The 19,207-nt window shown below is 76.0% G+C and carries 17 protein-coding genes and 1 pseudogene; 7 read left to right on the plus strand and 11 right to left on the minus strand.

Annotated features, from left to right (window positions below; translation table 11 throughout):
- Positions 1–709: 709 nt before the first annotated feature.
- Positions 710–1,168: pseudogene (gene soxR / locus AC07D6_RS17615) on the minus strand (redox-sensitive transcriptional activator SoxR); the annotation flags it as partial.
- A gap of 98 nt (positions 1,169–1,266) precedes the next feature.
- Here soxR and AC07D6_RS17620 point away from each other — a divergent pair.
- The gene (locus AC07D6_RS17620; RefSeq protein WP_479045220.1) at positions 1,267–1,728 is read left to right on the plus strand and encodes a MaoC family dehydratase; all 462 of its coding nucleotides are present in this window, start codon (positions 1,267–1,269) and stop codon (positions 1,726–1,728) included.
- 24 nt (positions 1,729–1,752) lie between these two features.
- Here the strand turns inward: AC07D6_RS17620 and AC07D6_RS17625 are convergent, their stop codons facing one another.
- The 3 genes from AC07D6_RS17625 to AC07D6_RS17635 all read right to left on the minus strand — a co-directional run bounded on the left by AC07D6_RS17625 (position 1,753) and on the right by AC07D6_RS17635 (position 3,954).
- Positions 1,753–2,379: a TetR/AcrR family transcriptional regulator gene (locus AC07D6_RS17625; protein WP_315881542.1), complete on the minus strand. Its 627-nt coding sequence runs from the start codon at positions 2,377–2,379 to the stop codon at positions 1,753–1,755.
- A 71-nt stretch (positions 2,380–2,450) separates the two neighbouring features.
- Complete coding sequence (locus AC07D6_RS17630) at positions 2,451–2,738, minus strand: YiaA/YiaB family inner membrane protein (RefSeq protein WP_315881543.1); 288 nt, start codon at positions 2,736–2,738, stop codon at positions 2,451–2,453.
- A gap of 61 nt (positions 2,739–2,799) precedes the next feature.
- Positions 2,800–3,954: an acyl-CoA dehydrogenase family protein gene (locus AC07D6_RS17635; protein WP_479045223.1), complete on the minus strand. Its 1,155-nt coding sequence runs from the start codon at positions 3,952–3,954 to the stop codon at positions 2,800–2,802.
- Positions 3,955–4,013: 59 nt separating this feature from the next.
- Between AC07D6_RS17635 and AC07D6_RS17640 the strand changes: the two genes are divergently transcribed.
- A complete protein-coding gene (locus AC07D6_RS17640) occupies positions 4,014–4,685 on the plus strand; it encodes a TetR/AcrR family transcriptional regulator (RefSeq protein ID WP_315881545.1) in 672 nt (223 codons plus the stop codon).
- Between the two features lie 18 nt (positions 4,686–4,703).
- Positions 4,704–5,417 carry an ArsR/SmtB family transcription factor gene (locus tag AC07D6_RS17645; RefSeq protein ID WP_315881546.1) on the plus strand — a complete coding sequence of 238 codons (714 nt, stop codon included), beginning with the start codon at positions 4,704–4,706 and terminating at the stop codon, positions 5,415–5,417.
- 367 nt (positions 5,418–5,784) lie between these two features.
- On the opposite strand, the gene AC07D6_RS17650 is transcribed toward AC07D6_RS17645, so the two are convergent.
- The 6 genes from AC07D6_RS17650 to AC07D6_RS17675 all read right to left on the minus strand — a co-directional run bounded on the left by AC07D6_RS17650 (position 5,785) and on the right by AC07D6_RS17675 (position 12,042).
- Positions 5,785–7,107, minus strand: coding sequence for an MFS transporter (locus AC07D6_RS17650; protein WP_315881547.1), 1,323 nt, complete (start codon positions 7,105–7,107; stop codon positions 5,785–5,787).
- A 219-nt stretch (positions 7,108–7,326) separates the two neighbouring features.
- Positions 7,327–8,412, minus strand: coding sequence for a Zn-dependent alcohol dehydrogenase (locus AC07D6_RS17655; protein WP_479045307.1), 1,086 nt, complete (start codon positions 8,410–8,412; stop codon positions 7,327–7,329).
- 68 nt (positions 8,413–8,480) lie between these two features.
- A complete protein-coding gene (locus AC07D6_RS17660) occupies positions 8,481–9,872 on the minus strand; it encodes an aldehyde dehydrogenase family protein (protein WP_479045226.1) in 1,392 nt (463 codons plus the stop codon).
- A gap of 128 nt (positions 9,873–10,000) precedes the next feature.
- Positions 10,001–10,483: a DUF3574 domain-containing protein gene (locus AC07D6_RS17665; protein ID WP_479045229.1), complete on the minus strand. Its 483-nt coding sequence runs from the start codon at positions 10,481–10,483 to the stop codon at positions 10,001–10,003.
- 190 nt (positions 10,484–10,673) lie between these two features.
- Complete coding sequence (locus AC07D6_RS17670; RefSeq protein ID WP_479045232.1) at positions 10,674–11,462, minus strand: class F sortase; 789 nt, start codon at positions 11,460–11,462, stop codon at positions 10,674–10,676.
- 67 nt (positions 11,463–11,529) lie between these two features.
- Positions 11,530–12,042: a hypothetical protein gene (locus tag AC07D6_RS17675; protein ID WP_479045235.1), complete on the minus strand. Its 513-nt coding sequence runs from the start codon at positions 12,040–12,042 to the stop codon at positions 11,530–11,532.
- A 1,584-nt stretch (positions 12,043–13,626) separates the two neighbouring features.
- Here AC07D6_RS17675 and hmgA point away from each other — a divergent pair.
- From hmgA to AC07D6_RS17695, 4 genes are all read left to right on the plus strand, one after another.
- Complete coding sequence (hmgA, locus tag AC07D6_RS17680) at positions 13,627–14,961, plus strand: homogentisate 1,2-dioxygenase (protein WP_479045237.1); 1,335 nt, start codon at positions 13,627–13,629, stop codon at positions 14,959–14,961.
- 48 nt (positions 14,962–15,009) lie between these two features.
- Positions 15,010–15,759: a GntR family transcriptional regulator gene (locus AC07D6_RS17685; RefSeq protein WP_315881206.1), complete on the plus strand. Its 750-nt coding sequence runs from the start codon at positions 15,010–15,012 to the stop codon at positions 15,757–15,759.
- Positions 15,760–15,791: 32 nt separating this feature from the next.
- Entirely contained in the window at positions 15,792–17,036 is a 1,245-nt protein-coding gene (locus AC07D6_RS17690; protein WP_479045240.1) for a type ISP restriction/modification enzyme, read from the plus strand.
- 316 nt (positions 17,037–17,352) lie between these two features.
- Positions 17,353–18,567, plus strand: a complete 1,215-nt coding sequence (locus tag AC07D6_RS17695) for a CaiB/BaiF CoA transferase family protein (protein WP_479045243.1) — start codon at positions 17,353–17,355, stop codon at positions 18,565–18,567.
- Between the two features lie 147 nt (positions 18,568–18,714).
- Here the strand turns inward: AC07D6_RS17695 and AC07D6_RS17700 are convergent, their stop codons facing one another.
- Positions 18,715–18,978 (minus strand): hypothetical protein, encoded by a 264-nt coding sequence (locus AC07D6_RS17700; protein WP_315881209.1) that lies wholly within the window; start codon positions 18,976–18,978, stop codon positions 18,715–18,717.
- Positions 18,979–19,207: the final 229 nt, after the last annotated feature.

Here is a 19,207-nt window from a genome sequence, read left to right on the forward strand (position 1 = left end):
GTGCCGCCGTGCGCGTTCCCGGGTGGGCGGCCCTCCTGCGCCCCTCGCCGAGGGGACGGGGCCGACCGGTCGGCGGGCCTGGTGCGCCGACCGGGCGCGGCGAAGCCGCACGAGGCGCTGTACGGCGAACTGCCGCGCGCCCGGAGCCTGTTCCACCGTCCCGTACGACACCGCGGCGGCGCGGGGCCGGCCACCGGCCGGGAGGCCGTACCGGACCGGGCTCGGCCGGACCGGGCCCGCTGCCCGCGTCCGCAGGGGGCGCGGTGGCCCGCCCGGCCGCCGAGCGGCACGGCCCGGCGGCGGAGCGGGCCACCGCCGAGGCGGTGAGCCCCTCGCGCCCGACCCGCGAAGGCGGCACCGCCGACCGGGCGAGACGCCGGGGCCGGAGGAGCGCCCACCCGACCCACGAGGGCGGCACGACCAACGATCAAGACACCGGAGCCGGAGGACCGCCCACCCGACCCGCGAAGGCGGCACCGCTGACCAGGGCCTACGCCTCCGCCCGGCACCCCTCGGCCGGGCCCGCCTCCGCGGGCCCCTCCCCCTCCGCGCACCCCCGCCCGGGGCGCTCCTCGGGAACGCGTGCGTCCACCTCGGGAACGCGGGCCTCCTCCTCGGGAGCGCAGGTGTCCTCCTCGGGAACGCGTGCGTCCACCTCGGGAGCTCGGGTGTCCTCCTCAAGAGCTCGGGTGTCCTCCTCGCGCTCCGGGCGGGAGCGCTCGCCCAGGAGGCGGGAGCCGGTGATGCTCTCGCCGAACACGTCGTCCGGGTTGGACAGGACGCAGGTGTCGAGGGACAGGCACCCGCAGCCGATGCAGTCCGTGAGGTGGTCGCGGAGCCGGGCGAGCTGCTGGATGCGGACGTCCAGCTCCGCGCGCCAGGTGCGGGAGAGCCGCGCCCAGTCCTCGCGGGTGGGCGTGCGCTCCTCGGGCAGCTCTGCGAGGGCCTGCCGGACGGTGGCGAGGGGGATGCCGACGCGCTGGGCCGCGCGCACGAAGGCGACGCGGCGCAGCGCGTCCCTGCTGTAGCGGCGCTGGTTGCCGCTGGTGCGGCGGCTGGTGATCAGGCCCTTGGCCTCGTAGAAGTGCAGGGCGGAGACGGCCGCGCCGCTGCGGGCGGAGAGCTGGCCGACGGTGAGTTCGTGGATCTTCTCTGGAATCTGCGGCACCCCCCGAACCCTACTGGTCCGTTGACAAGGGCAACCGCCCCCAGCATGCTAAGCAAGCGCTTGGACACGACCGTGATCCGCAGGGACAGGGAGCAGGGATGGCAGAGCCGAGGATCTTCACCTCCGTCGACGAGCTGCGGGCCGCGGTGGGCGAGCAGTTGGGGTACAGCGACTGGCTGGAGGTGGACCAGAAGCGGATCGACCTCTTCGCCGACGCCACCGGGGACCACCAGTGGATCCACGTCGACCGGGAGCGGGCGGCGTCCGGCCCGTTCGGGACGACCATCGCGCACGGCTACCTCACCCTGTCCCTGCTGCCCGCCCTCGTCCCGCAGGTGATGCGGGTGGAGGGGGTCCGGATGGGCGTCAACTACGGGACGGACAAGGTGCGTTTCCCGGCGCCGGTGCCGGCCGGGTCACGGGTGCGGGCGACCGCGGCCGTGAAGGCGGTCGAGGACGTGGCCGGCGGGGTGCAGGTGACCGTCGTGGTGACGGTGGAGCGCGAGGGCGGCGACAAGCCGGTGTGCGTCGCCGAGTCGGTGTCCCGCTTCTACCTCTGAGCCCCGGCGGGGCGCGGGAGGCCCTCAGCCGCGGGCGCGCACCATGCGCAGGACGAGGTCGGCGTAGAGCGCGCCGACCTCGTCGGGCGTGCGGCTGCCCTGGGCGTTGAACCAGCGCGCCACGTCGATGCAGAGCGAGAGCACGGCGAGGGTGGTGCCCGGCACGTCCGGCACGTCGAACTCGCCCGCCGCGACGCCCTCGCCGATGATGCGGCGCACCGCGGCGTCGGTCCTGCGGCGCAGGGCGACGATCTCCGCGCGGTGCTCGGGGCCGAGCGCGTCCAGCTCGTACTGGACGACGCGCGCGGTCGTGTGGCGCTCGGCGTGCCAGCGGACGAAGGACCGCACGGCGTCGGCGAGCCGCTCGGCGGCGGTCCCGGGGCCGTCCGCCGCCTTCTCCAGGATCCGCAGGGCCTTGTCGTGGCCGATGCGGCTGATCCGGTGGAGGAGCTCCTCCTTGGTCTTGTAGTGGATGTAGAGCGCGGCCGGGCTCATCCCGGCGCGGCTCGCGATGTCGCGGGTGGTCGTGGCGTGGTAGCCGCGCTCGGCGAAGGCGTCGACGGCGGCCACGAGCAGCCGCCGGGCCGCGTCCGGGGTGACCTCGCCCCACGGCACGTCCTCGCCGTCGGCCGTCTCCTCCGCCGTACCCATCGCTCGCCCCTTCCGCTCGCACAAGGACGAACACCATACCGCGAGGGTGAGCAAGCGCTTAGGGGCCGGGGTCAGAGCTTCTGGAACGGGTCGTGCTCGGCGAGGAGCTTCTCCAGCCGCGCCTGGTCGACGCGGCTGACGATCTGCCCGGCCTCCTGGCGGTCGCGGACGACCTTGGCGAGGGTGAAGGCGGAGGTCGTGAGGTAGAGGACGGCGACCCCGAGGAAGGCCCGCACCCAGGCGTCCACCTCCAGATTGACGACGCCGAGCGCGACGGCCGCGAGGGCGACGACGAAGGAGGCGACCGCCTGGGCGTGGTAGGCCGCGGTGTTCTGCTGCTTGACCGGTGTCTCGCTCATGCGGTCGAGGATGCGGCGCCGTGGTGTGCGGCACATCCGCCCGGCTACTCAGCGGCGGTACTCAGAACGCCGAGATCCCGGTGAGGGCGCGGCCGATGATGAGCTTCTGGATCTGGCTGGTGCCCTCGTACAGGGTCATCACGCGCGCGTCGCGCAGCAGCTTGCCCACCGGGTACTCGTCGATGTAGCCGTAGCCGCCGAAGACCTGCAGGGCGTTGTTGGCGCACCGGACGGCGGCCTCCGAGGCGAACAGCTTCGCCTGGGACGCGGCGGTGGCGAAGTCCTGCCCCCGGTCGATGAGGTCGGCGACGCGCCAGGTGAGCAGCCGGGCGGCCTCCACGTCGACGGCGATGTCACTGATCAGCTCCTGCACCAGTTGGTACGAGGCGATGGGCTTGCCGAACTGCTCGCGCTCCCCCGCGTAGCCGACGGCCGCGTCGAGCGCCGCCTGGGCGATGCCCACGCAGCCGGCGGCGACGGACATGCGGCCCTTGGCGAGGGCCGACATGGCGACGGAGAAGCCCTTGCCCTCGGGGCCGAGCAGCGCGTCGGCCGGGACGCGCACGTCCTGGAGGACCAGTTCGGCGGTGGGCTGGCCCCGCAGGCCGAGCTTGCCGTGGACGGTGCGGCGGGTGAGCCCCGGCGTGTCGGCCGGGACGAGGAAGGCGGAGACGCCGCGGTGGCCCGGGGCGTCGGAGGTGCGGGCGAAGAGGAGGACGACGTCGGCCCAGGTGCCGTTGGTGATGAACATCTTGGAGCCGTTGACCACCCAGTCGCCGCCGGGCCCGCGGACGGCGCGGGTGGTGAGGTTCGCGGCGTCGGAGCCGGTGCCGGGCTCGGTGAGGCCGAAGCAGCCGAGCGCCTCGCCCGAGGTGAGGCCGGGCAGCCAGGCGCGCTTCTGGCTCTCGCTGCCCCAGGCCGCGACGGTCTTGGCGACCAGGCCGAGGGAGACCGAGACGATGCCGCGCACGGACGAGTCGCCGCGCCCGAGCTCCTCGGTGACCAGGCAGTACGCGAGGTGGTCGCCGCCCGAGCCGCCGTACTCCTCGGGGATGGTCAGGCCGAGGAAGCCGAGTGCGCCGAGCCTCTTCACGATGCCCCGGTCGACGCCCTCCTCCCGGTCCCAGGCGGCGGCGTGCGGGGTGACCTCGCGCCGGACGAACTCCTCGGCGAGCCGGCGGACGGCCTCCTGCTCCTCGCTCAGCTCCAGGTTCACGCGGACTCCCTTTAAATTACCAGCGCTAGTTTTTTGTGGGCAGCCCTACTATGTGCCGCATGGCCAGACCGCGCAAGCCCCTCCTCAGCCGAGCCCGCATCGTCGCCGCGGCGGCCGTCCTGGTCGACGCGGAGGGGCTGGAAGCGGTCTCGACCCGCCGCCTCGCCGCCGAGCTCGGCGTCAGCGGGCCGTCCCTGTACAACCACTTCCGCACCAAGGACGAGATCCTGGAGGCGGTCGCGGACGCGGTCAGCGCGCAGGTCGACCTGTCGATGTTCGACGAGTCCGACACCCGCGACTGGCGCACGGCGCTGCACGACTGGGCGGTCTCCTACCGGGCCGCCCTCACCGACCACCCCAACATCGTCCCGGTGCTCGCCCGCGGGCCGGGCCGCCGTCCGGCCGGGCTGCGGGTCGCGGACGCCGTGTTCGGCGCGATGGTCCGGGCCGGCTGGCCGCCCGCGCAGGCCACGTACATCGGCGCGCTCATGCGGTACTTCATCACCGGCTCGGCGCTCGGCTCCTTCGCGCGCGGGTTCGTCGACGACGAGACCGCCTACGACCCGGCCGACTACCCGCACCTCGGCCAGGCGCACCTGTTGGCCGAGCGGCGGGAGAAGGTCGACGAGGGCGCCTTCGAGACGGGCCTGCGGGCGCTGCTCGACGGGCTCGCCCTGCAGTACGCGGCGGTGGTGCCGGGCGCGCACGCCGCGGCCGGCACCGAACGGTAGCCGCGCCGCCCCGGACGCATGACGACCCGCTCCCCCGCCGCACGGGACCTCGCCGCGCTCGCCGCCCTGCTGGCCGACGAGACGCGCGCCGCGTTCTGCCTCGCCCTGCTGGACGGGCGCGCCTGGACGGCCGGCGAACTCGCCCGCCACGCGCGCGTGGCGCCGTCCACGGCCAGTGAGCACCTGGGCCGGCTGGTCGCGGGCGGGCTGCTCGCCGAGGAGCGGCAGGGGCGCCACCGGTACGTGCGGCTCGCCGGCGCGCGGGCGGCGCATCTGGTGGAGGACCTCGTCGCGTACGCCGTGCCGGGCGGCGGGACCCCGCCGCCGCGCTCGCTGCGGGAGGCGGGCGCGCGGGGCGCCATGGCGCGGGGGCGCACCTGCTACGACCACCTGGCCGGGCGGCTCGGGACGGCCGTCACGGACGCGATGACGGCCCGCGGGCTGCTCCGCCAGGACACCGGGTTCGCGCTGAGCGACCGCGGCCTGCGCTGGTTCGGGGACCTGGGCCTCGAACTGGCCGTGAGGGGGCGGCGGCCACTGGCGCGCGGCTGCCTCGACTGGACCGAGCGCAGACCGCACCTGGCCGGGGTGGCGGGCGCCGCGCTGTGCCGGCACGCGCTGGACGCCGGGTGGTGCGTGCGCGTCGGGACGGAGCGCGCGGTGAAGGTGACGGCCGACGGGGAGCGGGCGTTGGCCGGCCTGCTCGGGATCGGCGCCGAGGAACTGCGCTGACACCCGGCGGGGCGCCCCGGCGGGCGGGGCGCCTCGGCGGGCGGCGAACCGTTCCGGCCGTACGACCGCTCCCGTGGACCCCTCCTCCCGCGCGCTGGACCCGCCCCCTGGCGAACGGGCGGTTCGCGGTGCGGGACGGGCCCCTCCCGCGCGCTGGGCCGCCCTCGCGACCGCCGCCGTCAGCGGCGTCCTCGTGGGCGGCGTCCCGTGGAGGTGTCCCGTGGGCGGTGTTCGCGTCCGTCCGCGGCGCCGGTACGGCGTGCTCCCCCGGCGCGCCGGCGCCCGGGGCGTCCGCTCCCGGATCCGGACGCGTGGGCCCGCCCGGGGCGGGGCCGCGACGCGGGCCGGTGCCGGGCGGGCGGCGCGGTCAGTTCTCGCCGGACGCGGCCGCCCGGCCGGCGAGGACCTTGATGGAGACGAGCGCGATCACGGCGAGGACCATGATGTAGCCGGCCACGGACATCGACGTGCCGGTCGCCTCCAGCAGCAGCACCATGAAGAAGGGCGCGAGGCCGCCGCCGACGACGGCGGAGATCTGGTAACCGAGCGAGGCGCCGGTGTACCGCATCTCCGCCGTGAACAGCTCCGCGAACAGCGCCGCCTGCGGCCCGTACATGATGCTGAGGAAGCAACTGGCGACGAAGGTGCCGACGGCCAGCCACAGCAGTGACGCGGTGTCGATGAGCAGGAACATCGGCACCGCCCACACCAGCAGGCCGAGCGCGCCGAGCGCGTAGACGCGCAGGCGTCCCACGCGGTCGGAGAGGGAGGCCGCCCACGGGATCAGCACGAGCTGTGTGAGGCTGACGCAGAGGGAGACCATCAGCACGGCGCTGCGCTCCATGTCCAGTTCGCGGGTCGCGTAGTCGAGGACGCCGGTGATGACGATGTAGAACGTCGCGGTGTTGACGGCGAAGGAGCCGCCGGCCAGGAGGACCGTGCCGAGGTGGTGGCGGAGGATCTCGCCCAGCGGGGAGCGGCGCTCGCCCTTCTCCCGCTCCGCGAGGGCCCGTTCGGCGGCCTTGAAGTCGGGGGTCTCCTCCACCCGCGCGTGGATGTACCAGGCGAGGCCGAGGACGAGGAAGCCGACGAGGAACGGCACCCGCCAGCCCCAGGAGGCGAACGTCGCGTCGCTGGAGACGGCGCCGGCGACGAGGAAGACGGTGTTGGCCGACACCACGCCGATGGGGACGCCGAGTTGGACGAGGCTGCCGTACAGGCCGCGTCTGCCCTCGGGGGCGTATTCGGTGGCCATGAGCATCGCGCCGCCCCACTGGGCGCCGACCGCGACGCCCTGGAGGACGCGGAAGAGGACCAGCAGCACGGGGGCGGCGATGCCGATCGTCTCGTACGTGGGGAGCAGGCCGATGCCGAGGGTGGCGAAGCCCATCAGGGTGAGCGCGAGGACCAGCATCGGCTTTCGGCCGCGCTTGTCGCCGAGCTGGCCGGCGATGACGCCGCCGATGGGGCGGGCGAGGAAGCCCACGGCGAAGGTGGCGAAGGCGGCGAGGACCCCGGCCGACGGGTTGTCCGCCGGGAAGAAGAGGTCGCCGAGCACGAGGGCGGCGGCGATGCCGAAGACGAAGTAGTCGTACCACTCCACGGCCGAGGCGAGGGCCGCGGCGATGGCCACCCTGCGCCGGCGGCGGTCGGCGGGGGCGGTCGCGGTGGGAGAGGGGGCCGTGTCCATGGGTGCACACTCCGAACGGGTGCGTGAGGGGGACGGGAAGAAACGGGGGGCGGCGCCTTGATTGCGGGGACCGTACCGACCGGCTGGTATGGCGTCAACGGCCTGAACCGCAACAGTTCCGCCGCCCCGCGCCCCGGTCGCCGGGGCCCCGCGGGGGCGTGCGGGCAGCGCGGAGGCCCCGGCCGCGGGGCGTGCGGCCGGGGTGTCCCACCTGCGGTCCTAGAAGACGACCAGGGCCCGCCCGCCCTTGCCGGCGAGCATGTTGTCGAACGCCTCCGGAATGCCGTCCAGGCCGATCCGGTCGGTCACGAGGACGGACAGGTCCAGGCGTCCCGCGCGGACGTGCTCGGCGAGCACGGGCAGGTCGCGGACGGGGTCGGAGTCGCCGTAGACGCAGCCGGTGAGGGTGCGGCCCCAGTGGAAGATCTCCAGGGCGTGGAACGACACCTGCTGGTCCTTGCCGCCGATGCCGACGACCGTGGTGCGGCCGCCGCGCCGGGTGGAGTCCCAGGCGGTGCGGATGGTGACGGCCCGGCCGACGCACTCCACGGCCACGTCGGCGCCCCGCCCGCCGGTCAGCTTGCGGACCTCGCGCGCGGTCGTGTCGGAGGCGACGAGGAAGTCGGTGGCCCCGGCCGCCTTCGCCAGGGCCTCCTTCTCCGGTGACACGTCGACGGCGACGATCGGCCCGGCACCGGCGATCCGGGCGGCCTGGAGCGCGGACAGGCCGACCCCGCCGACGCCGAACACGGCGACCGACTCGCCCCTGCGCACGCGCGCGGAGTGGTGGACGGCGCCGTAGCCGGTGAGCACGGCGCAGCCGAGGAGGGCGGCGTCGAGCAGGGGCACGCCGTCCGGGACCGGCAGGACGCAGGAGACGGGGACGACCGTCTCCTGCGCGAACGCGGCGACGTTCAGCCCCGGGTGGAGCTCCCTGCCGTCCTCGGAGACGGCGTGCACGCGGTTCATGCCGGACAGCGCGTCGACGCACAGCCACACCTCGCCGATCCCGCAGTGGTGGCAGGTGCCGCAGGCGGGCGCCCAGTTGAGGACGACGCCGTCGCCGGGGGCGAGATGGGTGACGCCCTCCCCCACGGAGACGACGGTGCCGGCGCCCTCGTGGCCGAGGACGGCGGGGACGGGCACGCGCATGGTGCCGTCGGACAGGGACAGGTCGGAGTGGCAGACCCCGGCGGCGGCGAGGCGGACCCGGACCTCGCCGGGCCCGGGCTCGGGCAGTTCGATGCCGGTGATCTCCAGCGGAGACCCGACGGAGGGCAGGACGGCGGCGCGGACGACCACGATCGGTTTCTCCCGACTGGTGAGGCTCGGAGCGTTCGAGGGCCCGGGGTTGCCCGGGCGGTCAGAAGCGGTCAGAACTGGAGGGACTTGGTGTGCAGGTACTCGGTGAGGCCGTGGACGCCCAGCTCCCGGCCGATGCCGGACTGCTTGTAGCCGCCGAACGGGGCCAGCGGGTTGAAGCGGCCGCCGTTGACGTCGACCTGTCCGGCCTCCATCCGGCGGGCGAAGGCGGCGGCCGCGGCGGGCTCGCCCCACACGGCGCCCGCGAGACCGTACACCGTGTCGTTGGCGATGCGCAGGGCGTCCTCCTCGTCCTCGTACCGCAGGAACGCCACGACCGGGCCGAAGATCTCCTCCTGGGCGATCGTCATGCCCGGCGTCACGTCGGCGAAGACGGTCGGTGCGACGTAGTAGCCGCGCGCCAGCGGCGGCTGGGCGCCGCCCGCGACGACCCGGGCGCCCTCGGCGACGCCCTTCTCGATGTAGGAGACCACGCGGTCGCGCTGGGCGGCGCTGACGAGCGGGCCGATCCGGTCGCCGGCCGGGTACTTCGCGACGGCCTCGGCGGCGAGGGCGACGGCCTCCTCGTACTGGTCCGAGCGGACCAGGACGCGGGTGAAGGCGTTGCACCGCTGGCCGGAGTTGAACATGACGCTCGCGACGCTGCCGGCGACCGCCGCGGCGAGGTCGGCGCCGGGCAGGATGACGCTGGCCGACTTGCCGCCCAGTTCCAGGGCGACCCGCTTGACCGCGCCGCCGGCCGCCGCGCCGATGCGCCGGCCGACGGCGGTGGAACCGGTGAAGGAGATCATGTCGACGCCGTCGTGGTCGACGAGGGTCTGGCCCGCGACGTGCCCGAGGCCGGTGACCACGTTGACCACGCCGGCGGGGAAGCCCGCTTCGTGGACGCACCGGGCGAAGAGCCGCGCGGTGAGCGGGGTCTCCTCGGCGGGCTTGACCACGACGGTGCAGCCCGCCGCGAGCGCGGGGGCGACCTTGGCGACGACCTGGTGGAGGGGGTAGTTCCACGGCGTGATCGCGCCGACCACGCCGACCGGCTCCAGCAGCACGGTGGAGTTGCCGACCTCTTCCTCGAACGGGTACGTCGCGAGGATGTCGACGTACGAGCCGGTCACGGTGATCGGCAGTCCGGCGTGCACCGCGTGGGCGATCTTGGGCGGGGCGCCCAGTTCGGCGGTGACGGTCGCGGCGATCTCGTCCTGGTGGGCGGCGAGGGCGTCGCGCAGGGCGGCCAGGCGGGCGGCGCGCTCGGCGGGCGGGGTGGTGGACCAGCCGGGGAACGCGGCGCGGGCGGCGCGCACGGCGGCGTCGACGTCCTCCGCCCCGCCGGCCGGCACCGTGGCGAAGGGCTCCTCGGTCGCCGGGTTCACCACGGCGATGGTGCCGGTGCCGACGGCGGACCGCCACGCGCCGTCGATGTACATCCCGTCGTGGACCTTCATCGCTGTCTCCTTCGGCCTGGCTCGCTTGCGGCTGTCGTGCGTGCGTCGCCCACCAAACTAGCGGCGGTAGTTTTCCACCGCCAGGGGTCGGCGCTCCCGGACGGCACGATCCTGCCACCGGGGCCCGCTCAGAAGTCGACCCGGACCCGGTCGTCGACCCGTCCCACGGACTCCTGCCCGAAGGCGCGCGCGTACGCCGCGCGGATCCGCTCGACCTCCCGGCCGCTCGCCACCGCGTCGGCGACCGGGTACAGCAGGATCAGCTCGTACGAGCGCTCCCGCACGATCCGCCCCGAGGCGTCCCGCCACTGGCCGCGCCCCTGCTGGACGGTCAGCCCGGCGGGGAAGCGGGGGGTGACCTCGCGGTCGAGGAACGCCGTGAACTGCTCGTCCGTCACGTCCGGGCCGCCGTCCGGCCGTTGGGTGCCGAAGAGGAGGCGGGTCTCGACGTGGGGCCGCGACCCGGGCGCGGCGACGGCGGCGGGGGCGGGGGCCGGGTCGCCGTCGAGCGCGGCGTACGCGGTGGGGGCGCCGGCCGCCAGGAGGCAGGCGGCGGCGAACGCCGCGGTGCGGGCGCGGACGCGGGGACGGGGAAGCGCGGGGAGGGGCATGCGGGGTCTCCTCTGCGGGGTCGGGTGCTCCCCTCACACTGTGGCGGAGACGCCCGCCGGGAGACGGGATTCCGGGCGGAGACGCCCCACCGGGAGGCTGATTCCCGGACGGAGGGCCGCGGCGGGAGGCGGGATCCCCGGGGCGGAGACGCCGCGGCGGGCCCGCGCCGTGGGGCGCGGGCCCGCCGCGTCACGCCCCCTGGGGGGCGTTCGCCGGGATGACGTCGGTGAGGTGGGCGAAGACGACGATGTTGGCCGCGTACCCCTGGCGGGGGTCGAAGGCGCCGCCGCAGGTGAGCAGGCGCAGTTCGGGTCGCTCCGCCGGTCCGTACACCTCCCGGTCGGGGAACTTCGCCTTGTCGTAGGTGCGCACGCGGTCGACCGTGAACACGGCGGTGACCCCGTCCTGGCGGGTGACCCGGACGGTGTTGCCGGGCTTGAGCGAGTCGAGGTTCAGGAAGATGGCCGGCCCGGTGCGGGTGTCGCGGTGGCCGACCAGGATCGCGGTCCCCTTCTCACCGGGTGTGACGCCGCCCTCGTACCAGCCGACCAGCCGGGGCTGGTCGACGGGCGGGGAGCGCAGGCCCCCCGCCTCGTCGAGGCCGATCCTCACGACCGAGGCCTCGATGGTGATGGCCGGGACGGCGATCCGCTTGGCGGGCGAGGGGCCGAGAGGGGCGGGGGGCGGTTTCACCGACGGCTTCGGCACCTCGGGCCGCACCTGGTGGCCGCCCTCCTGCCCCGGCCCGGACCGCTGGCCCGCTTCCTGCCCGGGCCGTTGCCCGGCTTCCCCCCCGGCCGGTGGGCCCGACGGGGGGCCGACCGGCTGCCCGGGCTGCTGCCCGGCCTTCGACTCGACGGTGGGAGGCGGTGCGGTCACGGTCCCCGACTGCCGCGGCGCCGCCACCACTGTCGGGGCGGGTCCGGACGGCTCGCCGTCCTGGACCCACCAGAGCCCGCCGGAGACCAGCACCGCCATCACCGCCATCGTCCTGGCGAGGCGGAGGAGGCGCAGTTGCCGGGGGTCGAACCGTGAGCGCCGGGGCCTACGCGGCGCCATCGGCGCGGCGACGACGGCGGACGAGGATCAGTCCGGCGGTTCCCGCCAGGCCGGCCGCGAGCGCCGCTCCGGCACCGAGCGTCGGCGCGCTGCCGGCCATGCTCGCCACGGTGGCCATGCCGCCGCCGCCCGCGCCCACGCCGCCGCGCGGCCCCCTGCCGTCGCCGCCGCTCCCGCCTCCCCCGTTCGGGCAGTCGACGCGGAAGACCTTCATCCTTTCGGATCCGGCGCCGGCGTAGGACCAGGAGAGCCGGTACTGGCCGTCCGGCAGCTTCAGTTCGGTGGTCTGCCCGGTCCCGGTCGGGGTGATCGCGATCGTCCCCTGGGCGGTGGGGGAGTCGGCCTCCAGCGGCTGCGGGCTGAGGGTGTAGCTGACCTGCCGCAACCCGGCGAAGTCGAAGGCGGCGAGGTAGAAGCGGCACACCTGGGATTCGCTGCGCTGGTCGAGGGGGGGCGTGCCGACGCTGTGGATCTTGATGTCGCCGTTCGCCCCGGGCACGCCGGTGCCTGGTGCGCCGGGGGCACCTGGTGCCGGTGCGCCGGGGGCACCGGGTGCGCCTGGTGCCGGTGCGCCGGGAGCCCCTGGTGCCGGTGCGCCGGGGGCTGACCCACCGGGACCGCCGGGTCCACCAGGTCCACCGGGACCCCCCGGTGTCCCGGGTCCACCAGGTCCACCGGGCCCGCCGGGTCCACCGGGAGCGCCGGGAGCGCCGGGTCCACCGGGCCCGCCGGGCCCGCCAGGTCCACCGGGAGCGCCAGGGGCTCCGGGGGCCCCCGGTGCGCCAGGGGCTCCCGGTGCGCCAGGGGCTCCGGGAGCGCCACCGCCGGGAGCACCAGGAGCGCCACCGCCACCGCCGGGAGCGCCGCCGCCACCGCCGGGAGCGCCACCCCCGCCACCACCGCTGCCGGGAGCACCACCGCCCCCGCCACCACTGCCGGGAGCGCCACCCCCGCCACCCCCACCGCCAGGAGCACCACCCCCGCCACCCCCGCCACCAGGAGCACCACCGCCCCCGCCGCCACCGCCGGGAGCACCACTGCCCCCGCCACCGCCGCCGGGATCACCGGGAGCACCCCCACCACCGCTGCCGGGAGCACCCCCACCGCCGGGGGCACCGGGAGCACCACCGCCGGGTACACCGGGTGCACCCGGTGCACCACCACCAGGAGCACCCCCACCGCCAGGAGCACCGGGAGCACCACCGCCGGGAGCACCCCCACCGCCAGGGGCACCGGGAGCACCACCGCCGGGAGCACCCCCACCGCCGGGAGCGCCACCGCCTCCACCGCCGGGAGCGCCACCGCCCCCGCTGCCGGGAGCGCCAGGTGTACCGACGCCGGGAGCGCCCCCACCGCCAGGGGCACCAGGAGCACCAGGAGCGCCACCGCCTCCGGGCGCACCAGGAGCGCCACCGCCGCCGCCGGGAGCGCCACCGCCCCCGCTACCGGGAGCGCCACCGCCGCCGGGGGCGCCACCGCCCCCGCTGCCGGGGGTGCCAGGTGTGCCGGGTGCGCCGGCACCAGCACCAGCACCGGCGCCAGCGCCGGCGCCAGCGCCAGCACCGGACGAGCCGGAGCCGGACGAGCCGCTCTCACCGGCGATGGCGAGGGGCACGCCGACGAGGGCGATGCTCCCTAGGGCGATTCCGGCGACGGTGGTGCGCAGGAGTGGTCGGGCTGGGGTCATGACGGGATTCCTCCGTGAGGATGCGTACGGATCAGCCGATAATCTGACTATTCGCCACATCGTGGACCCGCGGCGCATTGCACGCGGCGCGCCGCCGCCGGTTCGCCCGGTCGGCCCACCGGCGCCCCTTCCCCCACCGACACCGCCTCGCCGGGAGGCCGCGGAGCACAGCGGCGCCGTCCCCCGCGCCGCACGCGGCCGCGACCACCCCGGGGGGCCGCGCCGCCACCCCGCACGGGAACCCACCGGGCAGCGGACCCGTCCCGCCCCCGCCCCGACACGGACGACGGCCCGCACCGGACCTGTGCCCGGACTCCGTGCGGCCCGCCCCGTTGACGCGGGCCGCCCGGAATCCTACGGTCTTCCATAGGATTCCATGAGCAGCAGGAGCGCGCGATGAGCATGGGCGGCGCCGCAGAGGCGAACGAGCAGACGAGGAAGACCGCCGAGGGCCTGGAGTACCTCTCCGGCTTCGGCAACGAGCACCATTCGGAGGCCGTCCCCGGCGCCCTCCCGCTGGGCCGGAACTCCCCGCAGCGGGCGCCGCTCGGGCTGTACGCGGAGCAGCTGAGCGGCAGCGCCTTCACCGAGCCGCGGGCCCGCAACCGCCGCTCGTGGCTGTACCGCGTCCGGCCGTCGGCGGCGCACCCGCCGTTCGCCCGCGTCGACAACGGCGCGCTGCGCTCGGCGCCCTTCACCGAGACCGTCCCGGACCCGAACCGGCTGCGCTGGAACCCCCTCCCGGAGCCCGCTCCCGGCACGGACTGGCTGGCCGGCCTGTGGACGCTGGGCGGCAACGGCGACGTGGCGCAGCGCACCGGCATGGCCGTGCACCTGTACCACGCGAACGCCTCCATGGAGCGGGTGTTCAGCGACGCGGACGGCGAGCTGCTGATCGTCCCGGAGCGCGGCGGGCTGCTGCTCCGCACCGAGTTGGGCCTGCTCGCCGTGCGCCCCGGCGAGGTGGCGCTGGTGCCGCGCGGCGTCCGCTTCCGCGTGGAGCTGCTGGACGCGACGGCGCGCGGGTACGTGTGCGAGAACTACGGGCAGCCGTTCCAACTGCCCGACCTCGGCCCGATCGGCGCCAACGGCCTGGCCAACCCCCGCGACTTCCGGGCGCCGGTCGCCGCGTACGAGGACGTGGAGGGCCCGGTCGAGGTCGTCAACAAGTACTGCGGCAACCTCTGGCAGGCCACGTACGACCACTCCCCGCTGGACGTCGTCGCCTGGCACGGCAACCACGTCCCGTACGTCTACGACCTGCGCTCCTTCAACGTCATCGGGACGATCAGCTACGACCACCCCGATCCGTCGATCTTCACGGTGCTCACCTCGCCGACCGACACCCCCGGCCTCGCGGGCGTCGACTTCGTCGTGTTCGCGCCGCGCTGGCTGGTCGGCGAGGACACCTTCCGCCCGCCGTACTTCCACCGCAACGTGATGAGCGAGTACATGGGCCTCATCGAAGGCGCGTACGACGCGAAGGCGGAGGGCTTCGTCCCCGGCGGCGGGTCGCTGCACAACATGATGTCCGCGCACGGCCCCGACCGGGAGACCTTCGACCGGGCGAGCGCCGCCGAGCTCAGGCCGCAGAAGGTCGACGACGGCCTGGCCTTCATGTTCGAGACCCGCTGGCCCGTGACGACCACCGCCCAGGCGGCGAACGCCGACCACCTGCAGCGGGGCTACGACGACGTGTGGCAGGGTCTTGAGCGCCACTTCCGCCCGTGAGTACGCCGTCGTAGGGTCGTACGCCGCACGCAGCAGTACGGAGACGCCGTGTCCGCCTTCGCCCCCGACTCCCTGGTCCTGAACCGGAAGCTGCCGCTCTGGTACCAGGTGTCCCAGTCCCTGCGCGCCTCGATACTGGGGCGCTCCCCGGACGCGTCGCTGCGGCTGCCCACCGAGGAGCAGTTGGCGGCGCACTACGGGGTGAGCGTGCTGACCATGCGTCAAGCGCTCAAGGAGCTGGAGCAGGAGGGCCTGATCAGCAGGCACCGGCGGCGCGGCACCTTCATCGAGCCGGGCGCCCGGCGCAGCGCCCCGCGCCGGCTGCTCGGCTCGATCGACGCGATCGTGGCGCAGCAGTCCGGCGAGCGGACCGCGGTCCTCGGGCACGGCACGGCGCCGGTGCCCGGGGAGCTCGCGGAGTACTTCCCGGACGTGACGGAGGTCGTCACGTATCGGCGGCTCCGCCGGGACGCGGAGACGGACGAGCCGACGAACTGGGCGGAGAACGCCGTCCGCCCGGAACTGGCGGACCGGATCGACGTGGCGGACCTGGAGCGCTGGCCGATGACGAAGGTGCTGCGGGACGCGGTCGGGGTGCGCATCAGCCGGATCACCGACACGGTCGAGGCGCGGCTCGCCGACCCGGTGACGGCGGGGCTGCTGGACGTGCCGCTGCTGTCGCCGATCCTCCACTACACGGGCGTGACGTACGACGAGGACGGCCGTGTGGTGGACGTGGCCCGCATCCGCTACCGCGGCGACCGGTTCTCCTTCACGGTCACGGTCGAGGCGGACTGAGGGCCGCCGCGGCCCGTGCGGGCGGCACTAGCATGCAGCGCGTGAACGCGGACGTGCTTCCCGACGGCGTGCCTCCCGACGACGTGCCCCTGCTCGACGACCTCATGCCGTGGTCCGTGCCGCCGCTGCGGCTGGGCCGGGAGTGGGTGGCCGCCCCGGACACGGGCACGCTGCGGGCGCGTTGGGACGCGCTGGTCGCGGCCGGCGGCGCGGAGCGCGAGGCGCTGTTCCTGCCGAGCCGGGCGCGCACGCCGCACAGCGCGGTGGCCGCGCTGCCGGGGCAGCGGACCGGGACCGTGCGCTTCGTACGCGAGGACGGGCCGTGCCCGCAGCCGGTGCGGATCGCGTACGGGCCGTTCGACGAGCGGTGGCTGCTGCCGGACCACCGGCTGATCGACGCGGCGCGGCCGGAGCTGTGGCGGGTCGCGGACGCGCACCAGGTCTTCGCGGTGGAGCAGGGGTACGTGCCGGGGGCCGCGGGTCCCGCGCTGCTGGTGACGGCCCCGCTCCCGGACGGCCGCTCCCCCGCCGGGCGCCCCGGCCGCGTCCGCCCCCTGTACCGGCGCCCCGGGGGCCGCGAGCCGAACGTCGCGCCCGGTCTGCCGGCGCTGCTGCGGGAGCGGTACGGGCGGGAGCCGGCCGCCGGCGACCTGCTGGCGTGGGCGGTCGCGGCGGCGGTGCCGTCGCCCGCCGGCTGCCGGGTGCCGCTGCCCGCCGACCCGGACGTGTGGGCGGCCGGTGTGGCGCTGGGCCACCGGATGGCACGGGTCCAACTGCGCGGCGCGCGGGGCGGGGAGCGACCGCGCCTGCCGGGCGGGCGGCGGCCCTACGTGCGGGCCGCGCCGCCGCCGTGCCCGGAGGCGCTGGAGTACGACGCGGCGGCCGAGGTCCTGTACCTGGGGACGGGGCGCATCGCACCGGTGCCGGCGGAGGCGTGGGAGTACCGCGTGGGCGGTGTGCGGGTGCTGCCGCTCTGGTTCGAGCGGCGGACGGCGCCCGCGCGGCCGGGCACCCTGCAGGCGATCCGCCCGGCGGCCTGGCCGCGCGCGTGGACGTCCGAACTGCTGGAGCTGATCACCGTCCTGGCGCTGCTGGGCGCCCTGGACGCGGAGCGCGCGGCCCTCGCGGACCGGCTCCGGTCGTCCGGCGCGCCGTCGCTCACCCGCACCGGCCTGCGGGCCGCGGGGGTGCTCCCGCACCCGGTGGCCGCCCGGCGCCCGGCCTCCGTGCTGGACCACCGCGAGGAGGGCCCGGAGGGGCAGTTCGCGCTGCTCTAGCCGCGGTCGCCGGTGCCGGCGGGCCGGCCGAAACCGTCCAGGACGCGGCGGGCCGCGCGTCCGGCGCGCGTCCGGGCTTCGGGTGCCCGGGCCCCGCGGTGGCGGAGGGGCGCTCCGCGGGGGGCCTCGGGCCGGTCGGCACGGTCGGCGCGGGTGGGACGGCCGCCGCGCGGGCGCCGGCGGCCCTCGTCGCGCCGGGTGCGGGCGGTGCCCGGGCCGCCGGGCACGGCGTGGTGCGCGGGCCGGCCCCGGCGTGCCGGTGCGCGCGGCCGGAGGGGGTGACAAAGGCGGCCGGTACGCGGTAGGCACGGTGACCATGAGCACCCACCTGCGGTCCCGGCCGCTCCCGCTGCCGCTCGACGGGGTCACCGTCGTCGCCGTCGAGCAGGCCGTCTCGGCGCCGTTCGCCACCCGCCAGCTCGCCGACCTGGGCGCCCGGGTGATCAAGGTGGAGCGGCCGGACGGGGGTGACTTCGCCCGCGGCTACGACACGGCCGCGCGCGGGCTCGCCTCCCACTTCGTGTGGTGCAACCGGGGCAAGGAGTCCCTGGCCGTCGATCTGAAGGACCCGCGCGGCCTCGCGCTGGTACGCCGGCTCGTCGCGCGCGCGGACGTGTTCGTGCAGAACCTGGCGCAGGGCGCGGCGGCCCGGCTGGGGCTGGACGCGGCGACGCTGTGCGCGGCGCACCCGCGCCTGGTGGCGGTGGACGTCTCCGGCTACGGGGCGGGCGGCCCGTACGCGCACAAGCGGGCGTACGACATGCTCGTGCAGTGCGAGGCGGGGCTCGTGTCGGTGACGGGCACGCCGGAGCAGCCGGTGAAGGCGGGTGTCCCCGCGGCGGACATCGCGGCGGCGATGTACGCGTTCTCGGGGGTGCTGGCGGCGCTGCTGCGGCGGGCGGCCACGGGGGTCGGCGGGCCCGTGGAGGTGTCGATGCTGGAGGCGCTGGCCGAGTGGATGGGCCATCCGCTGCACCACGGGATGCACGGCGGCGGGGCTCCGGCGCGCACGGGGGTGGCGCACGCGGTGATCGCCCCGTACGACGCCTACGCGACGGCGGACGGCGGGCAGGTGCTGCTGTCGGTGCAGAACGACCGGGAGTGGCGGCGGCTGGCCGAACGGGTGCTGGGACGGCCCGAGTTGGCCGATGACCCGGCGTTCGCGACGAACACGGCGCGGGTGGCGAACCGGGGGCGGACCGACGCCGTGGTCGGTGAGGCGTTGGGCGCGCTGGACGCGGTGGAGGCGGTCGAGCGGCTGGAGGCGGCGGGCATCGCGTGCGCGCGGCTGAACACGGTCGCGGACGTGGCCGCGCATCCGCAGCTGGCGGCGCGGGACCGGTGGCGCGAGGTCGGCTCGCCGGCGGGTCCGCTGCGGGCGCTGCTTCCGCCGATCACCCTGCCGGGCGGGCCGGAGCCGTTGATGGGTGCCGTTCCGGAGCTGGGCGAGCACACGGACGCGGTGCTGCGGGAACTGGGCGTGGACGCGCGGGAGTGCGCGCGCCTGCGCCGGGACGGTGTGGTCGCGTGAGGCGGGTGGGGACCGGCGGGCGGCCGGGGGCGGGTCAGGACCGGTGGGCGGGGAGCGGTCCTGCCGAGGAACGGCCGGGTGGGAGCCGTCTCGCGTGGGCGTCGACGGGCGGATGACCGGCCGGACCTCGTCCCCTTCGGGGCCGCCTCAGCCGTGGTTGCCGAAGAGCGAGCGGCGCAGGCGGCGCAGCGGCGCGAAGAGCGAGACGCGCGCGCTCTTGCTGCGGTCCCGGTGCGCGACGTCACGCGACGTCAGCTCCAGCATGAGGGAGGTCGCCTCGGCCGTCTCGCGCTGCGGGACGGCGGGGCCGCCGAGCACCGCGAGGTGGCGGTCCAGACGCGAACTGGTCGCGCCGCTCCCGCAGGTGATGGCAGGCACGCGCGGCCTGCTGCGCATTGCTATCTGTTCCATGACACTCCCCACCCGTACAAGGGCACCCGGCCCGGGCCAACGTTAACCCTATCGTCCCCGCCTCGCAGTCGTGTATCCCGGTGTCGGGATTCACCACGTGGATACGGGGGTTGACGGTGACTCTCCGAATACGGCCGATTCCGGGGCGAGTTGGACGACCCCCTGCCGGACGGTGCCGTCCCGGTGAAGGGGCCTCGCGGGCCAAGGCACGGGCAGGGAAAGGCCGGTG

It is taken from the genome of Streptomyces sp. NPDC045287, assembly GCF_056432325.1.